The organism is Sphingobacterium sp. T2 (assembly GCF_000814685.1).
Taxonomy (GTDB): Bacteria; Bacteroidota; Bacteroidia; order Sphingobacteriales; family Sphingobacteriaceae; genus Sphingobacterium; species Sphingobacterium thermophilum.
The window spans coordinates 1-14,845 of sequence record NZ_JXAC01000135.1 but is presented as its reverse complement, the minus strand read 5'-3'; the positions used below and the strand labels follow the sequence as shown (position 1 = coordinate 14,845).

At 42.8% G+C, this 14,845-nt stretch carries 13 protein-coding genes and 2 pseudogenes; 4 read left to right on the top strand and 11 right to left on the bottom strand.

Annotated features, from left to right (window positions below; genetic code table 11):
- Positions 1-218 precede the first annotated feature (218 nt).
- Positions 219-716 (bottom strand): hypothetical protein, encoded by a 498-nt coding sequence (locus tag SD31_RS15330; RefSeq protein ID WP_052258891.1) that lies wholly within the window; start codon positions 714-716, stop codon positions 219-221.
- A gap of 121 nt (positions 717-837) precedes the next feature.
- Between SD31_RS15330 and SD31_RS09400 the strand changes: the two genes are divergently transcribed.
- Entirely contained in the window at positions 838-1,539 is a 702-nt protein-coding gene (locus SD31_RS09400; protein WP_039053931.1) for a YjjG family noncanonical pyrimidine nucleotidase, read from the top strand.
- 38 nt (positions 1,540-1,577) lie between these two features.
- Here SD31_RS09400 and SD31_RS09395 read toward each other — a convergent pair whose 3' ends face one another.
- The 3 genes from SD31_RS09395 to SD31_RS09385 all read right to left on the bottom strand — a co-directional run bounded on the left by SD31_RS09395 (position 1,578) and on the right by SD31_RS09385 (position 3,877).
- A complete protein-coding gene (locus SD31_RS09395; RefSeq protein ID WP_039053930.1) occupies positions 1,578-2,714 on the bottom strand; it encodes an SGNH/GDSL hydrolase family protein in 1,137 nt (378 codons plus the stop codon).
- Between the two features lies 1 nt (position 2,715).
- A complete protein-coding gene (locus SD31_RS09390; RefSeq protein ID WP_052258887.1) occupies positions 2,716-3,465 on the bottom strand; it encodes a DUF1080 domain-containing protein in 750 nt (249 codons plus the stop codon).
- A 130-nt stretch (positions 3,466-3,595) separates the two neighbouring features.
- Positions 3,596-3,877 carry an ATP-dependent Clp protease adaptor ClpS gene (locus SD31_RS09385; protein ID WP_039053929.1) on the bottom strand — a complete coding sequence of 94 codons (282 nt, stop codon included), beginning with the start codon at positions 3,875-3,877 and terminating at the stop codon, positions 3,596-3,598.
- A gap of 74 nt (positions 3,878-3,951) precedes the next feature.
- Between SD31_RS09385 and SD31_RS09380 the strand changes: the two genes are divergently transcribed.
- The gene (locus SD31_RS09380; RefSeq protein ID WP_231561402.1) at positions 3,952-5,001 is read left to right on the top strand and encodes a 3-oxoacyl-ACP synthase III family protein; all 1,050 of its coding nucleotides are present in this window, start codon (positions 3,952-3,954) and stop codon (positions 4,999-5,001) included.
- 147 nt (positions 5,002-5,148) lie between these two features.
- Here SD31_RS09380 and SD31_RS21280 read toward each other — a convergent pair.
- The 7 genes and pseudogenes from SD31_RS21280 to thrA form a co-directional block, all read right to left on the bottom strand.
- Positions 5,149-6,069, bottom strand: a pseudogene (locus SD31_RS21280) (MFS transporter).
- A 35-nt stretch (positions 6,070-6,104) separates the two neighbouring features.
- A complete protein-coding gene (locus SD31_RS20920) occupies positions 6,105-6,251 on the bottom strand; it encodes a hypothetical protein (RefSeq protein ID WP_316929838.1) in 147 nt (48 codons plus the stop codon).
- 16 nt (positions 6,252-6,267) lie between these two features.
- Positions 6,268-7,451 (bottom strand): annotated as a pseudogene (locus SD31_RS09370) (class I SAM-dependent rRNA methyltransferase).
- Between the two features lie 77 nt (positions 7,452-7,528).
- Positions 7,529-8,569, bottom strand: a complete 1,041-nt coding sequence (locus tag SD31_RS09365; RefSeq protein ID WP_039053935.1) for an isoaspartyl peptidase/L-asparaginase family protein — start codon at positions 8,567-8,569, stop codon at positions 7,529-7,531.
- A gap of 96 nt (positions 8,570-8,665) precedes the next feature.
- Positions 8,666-9,970, bottom strand: coding sequence for a threonine synthase (gene thrC / locus SD31_RS09360; RefSeq protein WP_039053928.1), 1,305 nt, complete (start codon positions 9,968-9,970; stop codon positions 8,666-8,668).
- Positions 9,971-9,975: 5 nt separating this feature from the next.
- Complete coding sequence (locus SD31_RS09355) at positions 9,976-10,974, bottom strand: homoserine kinase (RefSeq protein ID WP_052258885.1); 999 nt, start codon at positions 10,972-10,974, stop codon at positions 9,976-9,978.
- A 24-nt stretch (positions 10,975-10,998) separates the two neighbouring features.
- On the bottom strand, positions 10,999-13,449 hold the full coding sequence (gene thrA, locus SD31_RS09350; RefSeq protein WP_039053927.1) for a bifunctional aspartate kinase/homoserine dehydrogenase I: 2,451 nt from the start codon (positions 13,447-13,449) through the stop codon (positions 10,999-11,001).
- A 457-nt stretch (positions 13,450-13,906) separates the two neighbouring features.
- On the opposite strand from thrA, the gene SD31_RS09345 reads away from it, so the two are divergent.
- Both SD31_RS09345 and SD31_RS09340 read left to right on the top strand, forming a co-directional pair.
- The gene (locus SD31_RS09345) at positions 13,907-14,488 is read left to right on the top strand and encodes a C40 family peptidase (RefSeq protein WP_052258883.1); all 582 of its coding nucleotides are present in this window, start codon (positions 13,907-13,909) and stop codon (positions 14,486-14,488) included.
- A 92-nt stretch (positions 14,489-14,580) separates the two neighbouring features.
- Positions 14,581-14,841: a phosphoribosyltransferase family protein gene (locus SD31_RS09340; protein ID WP_231561401.1), complete on the top strand. Its 261-nt coding sequence runs from the start codon at positions 14,581-14,583 to the stop codon at positions 14,839-14,841.
- The last annotated feature ends 4 nt before the right edge of the window (positions 14,842-14,845 follow it).

Sequence of the window (14,845 nt, the reverse complement as noted above, 5' to 3'; positions counted from 1 at the left end):
AGCTGTCTTTTGGGTAAAATACCAAGAAAAGACAGCTGGAGAAAGAAAGATATTATTCACAGCAGCAGCACAACTTTTTGCTATCGGTGACGCATGAGTTGAAGTCTCCTCTAGCTTCAGTGAAGCTTTATCTACAGACTATCCTGAAGAGGGAACTAGACAGAGAGACAACAGAAAGCTTTCCTTTCCAACTCGCTGAAAGATATAGAGCGCTTGGACTATCTTGTAGAGAATGTGCTGTTGGCTACTAAACTGGAAAATCGTAGCTTTAATCTGCCGAAGGAAGACTTCGACTTTTCGGCACTAGTACAGGAGGTGCTGGATAGACTGCAGAAGAATGCCTGTAAGACGGAGATGTTGCGCGGTGAGATAGAACCTAACATCATTTTGCATGCCGACAAGTTTGCCATTACCAATSTAGTTCCCTCTTCTAGGATAGTCTGTAGATAAAGCTTCACTGAAGCTAGAGGAGACTTCAACTCATGCGTCACCGATAGCAAAAAGTTGTGCTGCTGCTGTGAATAATATCTTTCTTTCTCCAGCTGTCTTTTGAGGCGTAAAATACCCAAGATAAAGATGAGGATAAAAATCATGCCTTCACCGATAATCATGCCTTTACGATCCGGAACATATTTGATAAACATATATCCCCACGCAAAAAGCTGACAGATGGCATAAAATACTAATACATAAAACCAAAAAAGTGCTCTTCTCATCTTATCTTGTTTTAACAAAAATACTTAAATACCTCCTCATAATAAAATACGGCAAAATTTATGACAATAAGAAGAAAATACTCTTGAGGGAGAAACGAAATACAATTTCTTATCTTTGCATATGTTTCAACATAAAAAAGATATTTTCTTCGACTTAGACCATACGATTTGGGATTTTGACCGCAACGCTAGAGAAACTTTACACGAACTGTATTATGTTTTTGAGTTTGATAAGCTCTTCAATAGACCCAATTCGGACGATTTTATAGAAACCTATACAATAAACAACCATCGACTATGGGACCTTTACCATCACGGTAAGATTGACAAGCCCACCTTACGTAAATTACGTTTTGCGGACACCTTCCAACAATTGGGAGTAGATCCTGAATTGTTTCCAAAACAGTTTGAAGAAGAATATCTACGCATCTGCCCTACCAAGACCAACCTCTTCCCCAATGCCATAGAAACACTAGAATACCTGCAACACAGGTACAGTCTTCATTTGATTTCCAACGGGTTCAAGGAGGCCTGCGAAACAAAACTGCGCAGCAGCAACCTAGCCCAATACTTCAAAACCGTCGTTATTTCAGAAGTCTTCGGTGTTAACAAACCGGATGCACGAATTTTTGAATATGCTGTAACCCAAGGTGAGACTCAGAAAGATTATTCGGTCATGGTCGGTGATAACCTCGATGCTGACGTGCGAGGTGCTATCAATGCCGGCATGGATGCCATATATTTTAACGCCGTGGGAGCCGAAAAACCCCATGACGTACCTCACATGATCGTTGACCTTAAAGAGTTACAACATATTTTTTAAGAATTTTTACTTTAGGCTCAACAAAGCGAATAGGTTTCCTATTTGCTTTGTTGTTGTGATAATATCTTTTGCAAAAGCTTAGTATAAGCCTCTGCCAACTTCATCATACCTATATCATTCGGGTGGGCATAATCCACTGTCGATTCAATATCGAAACCTATATCTTTCGCCTTTATCAAATAAAGATTTTTAGTTCCTCTACTGATAAGGTCGTTATAAGTATTTATTGCCACTTCTGATGAAGCGCCATACTCGGCCATTGTGTGCTTGTTGAGAAATCCATCCGTGAAGGCTGAGCTATGTTGCAACAATACTATAGGTGTAGAGGGATGTTGTCTTCTCAGAAAAGTTACGGCATTACGGATTAAAGAGTCCAGCTGTTTTGCACTTCGAGAAGGCGTCAGCGCTAGGTTAGGTATGCAGTCGAGCACATACACCGCAGCATCTTCGCCATTCATTAGATTCAAGATGGGCTGCTCAAGTCTACCATTCCCCGAGAAGGCCAAATTGATAACCTTTCTCTTCAGGTTCCTTCCTACTATGTTGGTCCAAGCTAACCCCGGTCTTGTAGCACAGGCTCCTTGAGCAATGGAAGTTCCATATACGACGATAGGTTTTGTCTTATCCTCCTTAAAGGTGAGTGAATATTTCGGATTGACTCCTATTTCCAAAAATTCCACCGTATTATATAGCGGAAGATAAAGCCTGTACACCTTGTTTTTCGAAGAACCTATATTGTTATAATTATAAACTATAGTGTCATTTTTATCACCAAACTTGTATTGTCCGAAGGCCCATTCCCAACTCGAACGGTCTTTGTGGAAAGCATACAGATCCACCCCACTTACGCCTATTGTAGGCATGTGAGGCATATTCAAGGCTCCCTTAACCTTATAACGCACCTGAATAGTGTCCGCCTCTGTCATAAAATCTACAAAGAGTCCTGCAGCATTGGTCCCCAAACTCCATACGGGAGGACGCACCTCACTTTTCACAGCTGACGGAAGCCGGTGGTAGCCATCCTCCTGCTTCAATACCGACAGCCTCCCTTGGATAGCCTGCTCTTTTAAAGGATCATAAAACCTTCTCTCCTGTGCCTGCGTAGCATTAACACTCATCAAACAAAAAAGAGAGCTTAATAAGCCCTCTACAAAAAACTTCTTCGTAATCTTCATGTTATAATACTTTCACTGTAATATTTCTGAACCAAACATCATCGCCGTGGTCTTGGAAACCGATCAAACCGGATTTGCTATCTCCCCCTACATTGTTCAACAAGGCAAAAGCCAAAGGCCATTTCTCCTGACTAAATTTGCTGGTCTGTAGCAACTGGGTCCACGCTTGATCACGGATAGTAAATTCAACAACTTTAACCCCATTCTGAAAATGCTGCACCTTATTGCCTTTCACGACAATCTTAGAAGTATTCCACTCGCCTACAGGTTTTGCATTTTGCGGCTTGGCGGGGATCATGTCGTATAAAGAAGCGGATTTTCGGTTGCCATCCACCCCCATCTTAGCATCAGGATGGTTGTCATTATCCAAAATCTGGTATTCAGGAGATGAAATGTAGATTGGCTGGTTCTTGATTTCTTTGGCTAGATAGAAAACACCCGAATTGCCAGCATGTGACACCTTCCACTCGAATTCCAGCTCAAACTCTTTGAAATCATAAGCAAATACGATATCACCACCTTCAGGTTTCTCTACATTCGGGTTGCGCGAAAATTTAAGTGCTCCGTCCTCAATACTCCATTTATTAGGAACATGATCTTTATTGTACCCTCTCCATCCTTTCAAAGAGCTGCCATCAAAAATAACATAAGCTCCTTTTTTGTTTTTATTAAATTCCTTGATATCTACCCGAGGTAGATTGGAATATTCAATGGTATTTAAAATTTCTTGCTGTTTTTTGATCTTGTGCATTAGCATTCATAGTAATTGCTGTGGCTAGAACGGCCATAGGAAGAATTCTTCTTATCATAATATTTAAGTTTATAGTATACTGTCTTTCGAATAAAGATATTAATTATCTACATTCGACACAAGTAACAATCTACTCGACAGTAACGGTCAATCCTTCCGACTTCAAAACTTTGCGATACACTTCCAGTTCTGTAAAAGAACCTTCTAGGATAGCGCATTTTCCTTCAGTATGCACTTTCCAGGCAATACGTTCAGCTTCCGTCTCCGTATATTGAAGATGATGCATCAAACAATAAATAACATGCTCAAAGGTATTGACGTCGTCGTTCCACAAGATCAAACGATGGTTCTCTTTTACCGATGCCAGTAGTTCTTCTAAGGTATATGTTTCTTGTGTCGTCTCAACACTCATATTACAAAAATATAGTATTTTTCAAAAAAAATGTAATTTTAGAGACTAATAGGATAACTAATTATAAAATTCATATGATGTTTCAATCAAAAATTGCAGGTATTGGCTTCTACGTTCCAAAGAATATATATACAAACCATGACCTGACGCGCTTCATGGACACCAGTGACGAATGGATACAGGAGCGTACAGGCATCAAAGAACGCCGCTATGCGGACCGCATCGGCGAGACGACAACCACTATGGCCGTGAAAGCCTCCAAAATAGCGCTACAACGTGCCGGCATCACCGCGCAGGACGTGGACTTCATCGTCTTTGCTACCCTATCCCCGGATTATTATTTTCCGGGAAGTGCTGTATTGTTACAGAGAGAGATGGGCATGGGCGAAGTAGGAGCTCTCGACATACGCAACCAATGCTCGGGATTCATATACGCTCTTTCTATCGCTGACCAATATATCAAAACAGGAATGTATAAAAATGTCCTTGTGGTAGGATCCGAAAAGCACTCTTTCGCGTTGGACTTCTCTACCAGAGGACGTGCCGTATCGGTTATTTTTGGTGACGGCGCCGGAGCGGTAGTCATGCAACCTACACAAGAAGCACATAAAGGCGTTTTGAGCACCCACCTACATTCCGATGGATCCGAAGCTGAAAAGCTGGCCATGTACTACCCGGGTTCTTCAAGCGGCATATGGCTGGACACCATGCCAGAATGGCCGGAACAGGAATTAGGAGGGCTTCTTATGACTCCTAAAATGTTGGAAGACGGTACTGCATTTCCTTATATGGACGGACAGGCAGTATTTAAAAAGGCGGTAGCCAAATTTCCGGAAGTTATCCATGAAGCTTTACAAAAAAATAACCTCTCCCCTGCCGATATAGACTTACTCATACCGCATCAGGCAAACCTGCGCATATCGCAGTACGTTCAAAAACTATTGGGACTACCTGACGATAAGGTATTTAACAATATTCAGAAGTATGGGAATACCACGGCAGCTTCCATCCCTATTGCATTGTGTGAAGCATGGGAAGCAGGGTTAATCAAAGAAGGTGACCTCATCTGTCTTGCAGCCTTTGGTGCCGGCTTTACGTGGGGTTCGGCATTGATAAGGTGGTAGGATATAACAAAAAAAGCGATTGACGTCTGATCAATCGCTTTTTTGTTATTTATCTCTGCTGAATGTAATTTATCTTCTGCAAATTAGGCAGCAAAGCTGCAATGACACCTATCACCGGCAGATATGAACAGATATGATAAATATGCTCTATGGATGTCCTGTCGGCGAGCCACCCCAACAGGCTGAACCTATTCCTGCCACGCCAAAGGCAAATCCGTAAAACAATCCCGAAACCATACCCAACTTCTTAGGTAACAGCTCCTGTGCATAAACGATAATTGCAGGAAAAGCTGAAGACAATATAAGTCCTATGATGACAATAAAGATGCCTGTCATTGTCAACCCAACATATGGCAGGGCCAACGTGAAAGGGGCTGCTCCCAACACAGAAAACCATATAACATATTTCCTGCCGAAACGATCTCCAAAAATCCCTCCAATCATAGTTCCCACAGCTATTGCCGTAAGGAAATAAAATAAATACACCTGCGCCCGCACAGCGGAAATACCAAATTTCTCCATAGCATAAAACTGCAGATAGTTGGTGATGCTTGCCAACATAAAAATATTTGGAAAGTATAAGCAGAAGTAAAATCACGATAGACAGGATGACCTTACTTTTAGGAAGATCGGGATAAGCTATGCTCTTCTTTTCTTGTTTTAGTACTGTCTCAGCAGATGCTCCTTATACCAGCCACCTATATAATACGCAACCAACTGTCCCAGCAGAGGAACGGCCACCAACCACATGATAGCCCATTGGCCACGCGGCAGTACCACATAAGCCACTACGATTGGTGCTAACGCCATACCTCCATTGCCTCCAATCTGAAATATAGACTGCGCTAGGCTTCGCTTTCCTGAAGAGGCCATATAAGCGATTCGCGACGATTCTGGATGAAAAATCGAAGAGGCAATACCCACCAAAAAGACAGCTATAAGTATCCACAGATAGCTATGAGCATTGGCAAAGACAAACATTCCCACAATCAAAAGTGCCATGGCCAGCATCTGGGAGTAGGGCTGCGAACGTTTGTCTGTATAAGTACCTACCATCGGTTGAAAAATAGATGCCGACAGCTGATAAACAAAAGTGATAAGTCCTATCTGACCGTAGTCAGATGGTGTTCTTGTTTCAGCAAAGGATATACCGCAGGGATGACACCTTGAATAAGATCGTTCAACAGATGGGCAAAACTTACGGCAAATAAAATTGGATAAATAGGCTTCTCAGTTGATAGTTTCAGCATCTAATAATAATTTAATCTACATTACCCGTACCAGCAGACCTTTTAAATATTCTCCTTCAGGGAAAGAAGCCCTTACTGGGTGGTCCTCAGGCTGAGTAAACTGTCTTATAAATTGAATTTCTTTTCCTGCATCCAATGCTGCCCAAGCAATAACCTGTTTAAAGGTTTCAATATCCATAGCTCCTGAACAAGAGAATGTGGCCAGCAATCCGCCCGATTCCAACAATAACAAACCGCGGCGGTTCAGCTCTTTGTAGCTCGTGACGCCCTCTCCAAGGTAGAACGTGAAGGTGCATATTTAGGAGGATCCAAAATGATTATATCAAACTTCTCCTCCTGTTCAGCAAGATGACGTAAATATTTGTTTACATCCGACTGTACAGCACTATGTTTTGAAGAATCAAAACCGTTGTGCAGCACATTGTTTTTCAAGGTCTCTACCGCTAAGGCAGAGCTATCCACAGACACAATTTCCTGAGCTCCTGCACGGAAGGCATTTAACGTGAAACCTCCCGAATAGCAGAAACAGTCCAAAACTCTCTTTCCTTTGGCATATTGTGCAACTAAAAAGCGGTTTTCACGTTGGTCACAGTAAAAACCGGACTTCTGTCCGTCAATGATATTAACCTTATAATGAATTCCGTTTTCTATAACATCCACAAATGTCGGTGGCATTACCCCCCACCGTAATCCATTGGTATTGGGCAGTCCCTCATACTCGCGAGACTTCAGATCACTACGTTCGTATATTCCTTTTGGTGAAAGCTGCTGCACAAGTTCATCGACGATGATATGCTTTACGCGCTCCACACCGGCAGCATGTACCTGAATAGAAATAAAATCAGCATACTTGTCGGCAATAAGCCCCGGTAAAAAATCGGCCTCCGCAAAGATGAGACGTACGGTATCATTTTCTTCATGAAGGAGATGGGTTCTGTTCTTGATAGCCTTCTGTACACGTGTCCGCCACCACTGTTCATCAATGGGGTTGGCTGGGTTCCATTCCAAAAGACGTATTGCTACACGAGAAGTATCATTGTATATACCATAGGCAATAAATTCACCCTCTATATTGTGTACCGCAACAACATCACCATTCTCAATATCACCTTCCAACGATTTTATAGCACCCGAAAATACCCAGGGATGCAACTGCCAGGCAGCCTTGTCTTTGCCTTTATTAAGGATTATTTTATTCATCCCTGCAAAAATACAGAATACAAAAAGATTAGCTGCTCCTATTATTCAAAAAATAAAGGGGGATTACTCCCCCTTTGCTAATCTTTGAAGATGAAGACCGAGACCTTTCCGTTTTCATCGATTGTACCCCGATACATTCCGGAAGTATTAAATTCCATCGCAAATTTTCCGTTTCGGTCCAAAGCTATCATACCTCCTTCCCCTCCAAGCTGACCGATTTCAGCAATAACCTGCTTAGTGGCTTCCTCTACCGAAAGGCCTTTTAACTCCATAAGAGTAGACACTCGGTGGGCCGCTACGGCACGTATATAATATTCTCCCCAGCCAGTACAAGAGATGCCGGCAGTACTATTATTGCAATAGGTGCCCGCTCCAATAATCGGTGAGTCCCCCACACGTCCGTAACGTTTGTTTGTCATTCCTCCGGTGGATGTTGCTGCCGCTAGGTTTCCTTTCTTATCCAATGCTACAGCCCCTACAGTACCAAATTTGTTATCCACATCCGTCACCCCCGAAATAAGATATGAACGAGGATCCACATGATATGCTGCAGGCTTTCCTTCTTCCTTATTTTTCGTGCGCTGGAGCTGCTGCCATCTCTCCTCTGTAAAGAAGTAGGAGGACGGGACAGTGTCGCAGCCTTGGGCCATAGCAAACAGCTCTGCTCCACGTCCCACCATCATCACATGTTCCGACTTTTCCATCACTGCACGTGCTGCATCAATGGGGTTTTTAAGATTTTTCACGCCTGCCACTGCCCCTGCCTGAAGTGTGGCCCCATCCATGATGGAAGCATCAAGTTCATTTTTCCCTTCATTGGTGAAGACTGCCCCTTTCCCTGCATTGAATAACGGTGAATCTTCCATAACATTGACTGCGGCCTGCACAGCATCCAAAGCACTTTCCCCTGCACGGATTTTCTCATATCCCTTCTTCAATGCCAAAGTCAACGCCTCCTTGTAGCGTTGTTCCTTCTCTGGGGTCATACTTTTCTTGTTGATGGTACCAGCGCCACCATGAATAACCAATACCACTTTGGGCTTCTGAGCTGCCGTCTGTGCATACACTACACCACTACAAAAGGCTGCAATCAAACAGTATTTCAATATTCTTTTCAAAGCTTTGAATTTTAGGTCTATATATACGAATCTAAATAAAAAAGGACTTTCCCACAAGAGGAAAATCCTTAACTACTCATATGAAGAAACAATTATTTATTTTTCAGTCAGATAGTCTTTAAACATCTCATAGTCTACCTGCAGAGGTTCCGCCAGCTTAGGTTTGCCGGCTAGCTCTTTGGCACCTTCCGGATAAACTACATGCTCGAAAATATCGGCGTCTATACCATCCGGAAATTTGCAGGGATGTGCTGTCGACAAAAATACCGAAGCATATTGTCCCGGATATTCTTCCTTATAAGCTTGGGAAGCCAGATAGGCGATAGCGGTATGTGGGCACGCCACATATCTATATTTTTCGAATAGCTCCCGCATACCGGCTTTAGTTTGCTCATCGTTATACGTATAGGAAGAAATCATATTGCGTAGCTTATCCAGATCGTTGTCGAACAAATCTTGGATACGCACCCAGTTACTTGGATTTCCGACATCCATAGCGTTGGCTAGTGTCTGAACCGACGGTTTTGGATCATAAGCTCCCGAAGCGAGGAAACGCGGCACAGTATCGTTTACATTCGTTCCTGCTACAAAATGTTTTACAGGCAACCCCATCTTGTATGCCAACAGTCCTGCTCCAATATTACCGAAGTTGCCACTAGGCACGGTAAACACCACTTCGTCGACACCTTGCGCCTTCAGCTGTGCATAAGCCCAGAAATAATAAAACGTCTGCGGTATCAAGCGAGCAATATTGATGGAGTTTGCAGAAGTAAGTCTTAACTCTCTGTTAAGCTCCGTATCGTTGAATGCCTGCTTCACTAGAGCTTGACAATCGTCAAACGTGCCCTCAACCTCTAATGCACGTATGTTCTTGCCGTTGGTAGTGAGCTGCTCTTCCTGCACTTTAGACACCTTACCTTTAGGATAGAGGATGGTCACGCGCGTCCCCTCCACCCCTAAGAATCCTAAAGCCACAGCTCCTCCTGTATCTCCCGAAGTGGCAACCAAGACATCCAGCAATTTGTCGCCCTGTTTAGAAAAATAACCCATCACTCGGCTCATGAAACGCGCACCAAAATCTTTAAAAGCATAGGAAGGACCATGAAACAGTTCGAGCACCGCAGTTTCTGGGTCCAAAAATTTAACAGGAGCATCAAAGTTGATTGCATCTTCCACGATCTTCTTCAGGTCCACGGCTGGAATATCATCGCCTATCAAGGCTGAAGCTACCGTAAAAGCTATCTCTTGCAAAGAATATTGATGAATATTTTTTATAAAAAGTGGATCTAAGGAAGGAATCACCTCCGGCATATAGAGGCCCCGATCTTGCGGCAAAGAGTTGAATACCGCCTCTTTAAATGAAACTCTTAAATCTTTATTGTTCGTGCTATATAATTTCATAATGGTTAGTCGTTAAAGGGTAATACCTTAGGTCCTTCCACATTTACTGCAGAAACGTATCTATAACTATCTATTCCATTCGTAGAAAGATGTTCCTGGATTTTCCGTGTAACGGATTCCGCTACCTCCCTTCCTTTGGTTACCGCCACCACAGAAGGTCCTGACCCCGAAATGCCGAAGCTCAGCGCCCCTGAAGAAAGAGCTATTTCCTTCATGGCATAAAATTCAGGGATGAGGATTGCTCGGGAAGGTTCGATGATGATGTCATGCATACTTCTTCCTAAGAGTTCATAGTCTTCCGTGAAAAGCCCTGCAACAACCCCAGCAATATTGCCCCACTGTGTTACAGCATCCTTCAGCAATACCTTTTCTTTGATGAGCTGTCGTGCATCTCGTGTAGGCACATCCACCTGAGGGAACACAATCCCTGCATAAAGTTCCTTTGGTGCAGGCAGCTTCACAATATCCAGCTCTTCTCCTCCACGCACAAGAGTCACCCCTCCCATCAATGCGGGAGCAACATTGTCGGCATGCCCATGCCCACAAGCTAGTCGCTCTCCCTCCACGCAGTAAGGCATAAGCTCCTCCTTGGTTAGCGGGTTTCCCAGCAGGGTATTTATGGCAAACAACCCTGCAACGGTACTCGCCGAGCTGGATCCCAAACCAGACCCTATAGGCATATGTTTGATTAGTTCTATCTCTACCCCTATATCTTGCAGTATTCCTAAGTCGTCGAGCAGCATCTTCACACAGGCACTCACGGTATTTCTGCCTGCATCCATCGGCAGCCGCCCGTCGTCGCCCTGTATCGAGCGTATACGGACGCCAGGCTCTGCTACTCTATACATCTTTACTTCATCTCCGGGCTCATCTACAGCGAACCCCAGAATGTCGAAGCCACAAATCATGTTGGCTACGGTAGCAGGAGCAAACACACGAACTTTATCTAATATCTTGCTAAAGTCTATGTTCTTCTCCTTCAACTTATTTTGATCAATGGGCATACTATCTATTTTTACTTAAAAATACTATTTAGCACCTACATTTACCAAGTCTGCAAACACACCCGCTGCAGTCACCTCTGCCCCAGCTCCAGGACCTTTGACTACCAAAGGACGTTCTTTGTATCGTTCTGTAGTAAAGGAGATAATGTTATCACTACCCGACAACGAGTAGAAAGGATGAGTCTCGTCCACCATCTGCATGCTAATAGACACCTTGCCCTCTTCTAATTTACCTATATAACGGATAACCTTATTTTGGGCTGCTGCCTTTTCCTTCAACTCATTGAAGAAGCTATCAGCTTTCAACAACTCTGCATAGAATTCATCGACCGATGCAGCTGCAGCACATGATTCCGGAAGAATCTGCTCTAGCTCCACATCTTCGGCCTCCACGACATAACCTGCGTCACGTGCCAGTATAAGCATCTTACGCATGAAATCCACTCCTCCCAAGTCATCGCGCGGATCCGGCTCCGTATAACCTAATTCCTGTGCCTTTTTCACCACATCGTAGAAGGAAGCTTCCCCTACAAAGTTGTTGAAGATATAGGATATCGTTCCGGAAAGGATGGCCTCTATCTTCAGGATTCTGTCTCCACTAAGCATAAGATCTTTAAGCACCCGCACGATAGGTAGCCCTGCTCCCACGTTGGTTTCGTAGAAGAAGTCTACACCATGTCTGCGTGCGGTATCGTGCAACAGTTTGTAGGTAGCATAATCCCCCGAATTGGCAATCTTATTACATGTCACTATAGAAATGTTGGACTTGAAAATATCTTCGTAGTATTTTGCAGGCAACTTGCTAGCCGTATTATCTATAAACACACAGTTTGGCAGGTTCATGCTTTTCATGGTTTCCACAAAGGCAGCCAAATCGGACACCTGACCGTTGGCCTCCAAGTCTTCTTTCCAGGTTTCGAGATTTATGCCGTTTTTATCGAACAGCATCTTACGCGAGTTGGCAACACCTACCACTTTTATTTCAAGGTCGTTCTTATCCAACAGAAAATCGTGTTGCTTAGCTAGCTGCTTGAACAGCGTCGAGCCTATATTTCCTGTTCCTAGGTTGAACACATGTAATGTCTTCTTCAGCTCAGCAAAGAAGGCGTCATGTACGGCGTTCAGAGCTTTTGCGAGATCTTCTTTGGCGATGATCACCGAGATGTTGAATTCCGAAGACCCTTGAGCTATGGCACGTACGTTGATACCGTTACGTCCTAAGGCCGCAAAAAGACGTCCCGACATACCTGGAGTGCGCTTCATGTTTTCCCCAACGATAGCCAATACGGAAAGATCTTTTTCTACTTCCGGCATCACCAGCTTGTTGGCCTGCAACTCCAATTCAAATTCGGTAGCAATAAGCTTCAACGCTTTCTCTGCATCACTAGGATTTACAGCGAAGGTAATGCTATGCTCCGAAGAAGATTGAGTGATAAGGATGACATTAATCTGCTCTCTCGCCAGCAGCGTAAACAAACGCCCCGAAAAGCCGGACTTACCAATCATCCCCGACCCCGAAAGATTGATTATCGAAACATCCGAGATGGAAGATATACCTTTGATTGGATATTGACTACAATCTGATTCAAATTGGATGATAGTCCCTGGAAATTCTGGCTCAAAAGTATTGCGGATGGCTATAGGAATGCGCTTCATAAAGGCAGGAATCATCGTCGGTGGATAGATTACCTTCGCCCCGAAGTACGACAACTCCATCGCTTCGGTGTACGATAGCACCGGCAGCGAAAAAGCTTTCTTCACGATGCGTGGATCCGCTGTCAACATACCGTTTACATCAGTCCAAATTTCGATGACTGAGGCTCCCAAGATCGAACCGAAAATAGCAGCTGTATAGTCCGAACCGCCTCGTCCTAAAGTTGTAACACGCCCTTCCTCATTAGAACCGATAAAACCGGTAACAAACATAAGCTTGTCAGCGTGTGTATGTTTTAGGCTGTTGATAAGTTGCGTTGTAAGCTCTTCGTTAAGATGGGCATTTCCAAAATTGGAATCCGTCTTCATATAATGTGATGCATCCACATATATGGACTCCGGAATATACTGTTCCATGATTTTGGAAACCATATAATTGGAGAAGCGCTCTCCATATGATATAATTAAGTCCTTACTTTGAAGGCTAAGCTCTTGCAGGGCATATACCCCTTGAAGTATTTCCTCAAGCTCATTCAACATAAGCTTAAGTTTGGTGTACACCGGATTTTGGTATTTGATGGCGATTAGCTGTTTGACCACTTCAAAATGCTTTTCTTCCAGCAGCTTGATATCCTCCGCAAAAGACTTACGTTGTGCTGCATTTTCTGCCATCTGCGTAAGCAGGTTGGTCACTCCAGACATTGCCGACAATACCACCAGAGGCTTCTCTCCTCTGTCGTAAGATGATTTTACGATTTCCAGTACAGACTTGATACTATCTACTGTACCTACCGACGTTCCGCCAAATTTTAGAACTTTCATTGGTTTAAGTTATTTACTATTTAGTTTATTTATTTCCGTATTCCCGAAACAAAGAAGCCTTCCTCTTTCGGAGGAAGGCTTCTGTATATCTACACTCAATTATACAAACAAGTTACTTCCTCCGAGAAATTATCCCCGTAGTAATAATAATTGTTGTAATAATTGAGTTCGCGTATTTCATATTTTTCAAATCTGCAGCTAAGATAGAACTATTTTAATATTAAAATCAAATTTTTTTTAAAAAAATTTCAAAACAAAAATAAACAATGTATTTATCCTTTTATAAAACGCATTTATGGACATATAACTACGTATTTATACCTTCAACTATGTTAAAAATTCGTTAAAACACCGTAAAAAAATTTGGATTGTAGGGATGTATCTACTATCTTCGTGATATCTACTCCTTGGAAAAGAAGTAGTGTAAAGGAAAGTTGTAAAATAAAAAAGCGATTTAATGAACACAAAAAAACTAATAGCAGCAGTGCTATTTATAGGCTTTTGTCTAGTGTCGCAAGCACAAACAACAAACAACAAGAAGAACAACAACGAGCAGGACAACCTAGCTAAAGAATATTTCTCCCAGATCATGGGAGTTGCTATTAAAGCAACGACAAACACTAAACTCTATCAATTCGTATACGATTGGCTTGGCACACCTTACCGTTTGGGTGGAGATTCCAAAAAAGGAATTGATTGTTCGAAGTTCTCCTTAGCTGTATACGAAAACGTCTTCAATACCACTATCGGTTACAACAGCAGAAACCAATACGCTAATGTAACACCTGTCAACCGCAAAGACCTTCAGCCAGGCGATTTGGTATTCTTCAAAATCAGAAGTAAAAACATCACACATGTGGGTGTCTATCTTGGAGATGACAAGTTTGCACATGCCTCATCCAGCAAAGGCGTAATGGTAAGCAGCCTAAAGGAACCTTACTGGAACCGCTACTATTATAACGGTGGAAGACCAAAGCCAGAAGTAAGTGAAACTATGACGGCAGATGCCTCTTCCTATAAAGAAGAAAACAATAAATAAAGTAACGATAAAATCTTTAAAAGTTAATAAAGTCCGAATGGCATTCATATCATTCGGACTTTTTATTTATTTTTGCTTTAACAGATTATATTATGCCAAGTAAAAAGACTCTAATATTAAATAAAGAACAGATCCTTCAAAAATCTAAGCGTATCGCTTATCAAATCCTTGAAGACAATTTTGAAGAGCCCAGCATTGTCCTTGTAGGTATAGCTGACCGAGGGTATATCTTCGCGCAGCGCCTTCAAAAGATATTAAAAGACATCGCTCCGGACAAAGAAATAGAATTGATAAAGGTGACTAATACCAGAAAAACAAAAGAAGTCTGGAAGCTACTACAGACATTCCGGTAGAGTC

Coding starts and splice junctions, on each gene's coding strand:
- SD31_RS09390 (WP_052258887.1), bottom strand. CDS start 3,465: ATGCACAAGATCAAAAAACAGCAAGAAATTTTAAATACCATTGAATAT.
- SD31_RS09355 (WP_052258885.1), bottom strand. CDS start 10,974: ATGCCCATTGATCAAAATAAGTTGAAGGAGAAGAACATAGACTTTAGC.
- SD31_RS20920 (WP_316929838.1), bottom strand. CDS start 6,251: ATGCTGAAACTATCAACTGAGAAGCCTATTTATCCAATTTTATTTGCC.
- thrA (WP_039053927.1), bottom strand. CDS start 13,449: ATGAAAGTTCTAAAATTTGGCGGAACGTCGGTAGGTACAGTAGATAGT.
- SD31_RS09395 (WP_039053930.1), bottom strand. CDS start 2,714: ATGAAGATTACGAAGAAGTTTTTTGTAGAGGGCTTATTAAGCTCTCTT.
- SD31_RS09380 (WP_231561402.1), top strand. CDS start 3,952: ATGATGTTTCAATCAAAAATTGCAGGTATTGGCTTCTACGTTCCAAAG.
- SD31_RS09345 (WP_052258883.1), top strand. CDS start 13,907: ATGAACACAAAAAAACTAATAGCAGCAGTGCTATTTATAGGCTTTTGT.
- SD31_RS09400 (WP_039053931.1), top strand. CDS start 838: ATGTTTCAACATAAAAAAGATATTTTCTTCGACTTAGACCATACGATT.
- SD31_RS09385 (WP_039053929.1), bottom strand. CDS start 3,877: ATGAGTGTTGAGACGACACAAGAAACATATACCTTAGAAGAACTACTG.
- thrC (WP_039053928.1), bottom strand. CDS start 9,970: ATGAAATTATATAGCACGAACAATAAAGATTTAAGAGTTTCATTTAAA.
- SD31_RS09340 (WP_231561401.1), top strand. CDS start 14,581: ATGCCAAGTAAAAAGACTCTAATATTAAATAAAGAACAGATCCTTCAA.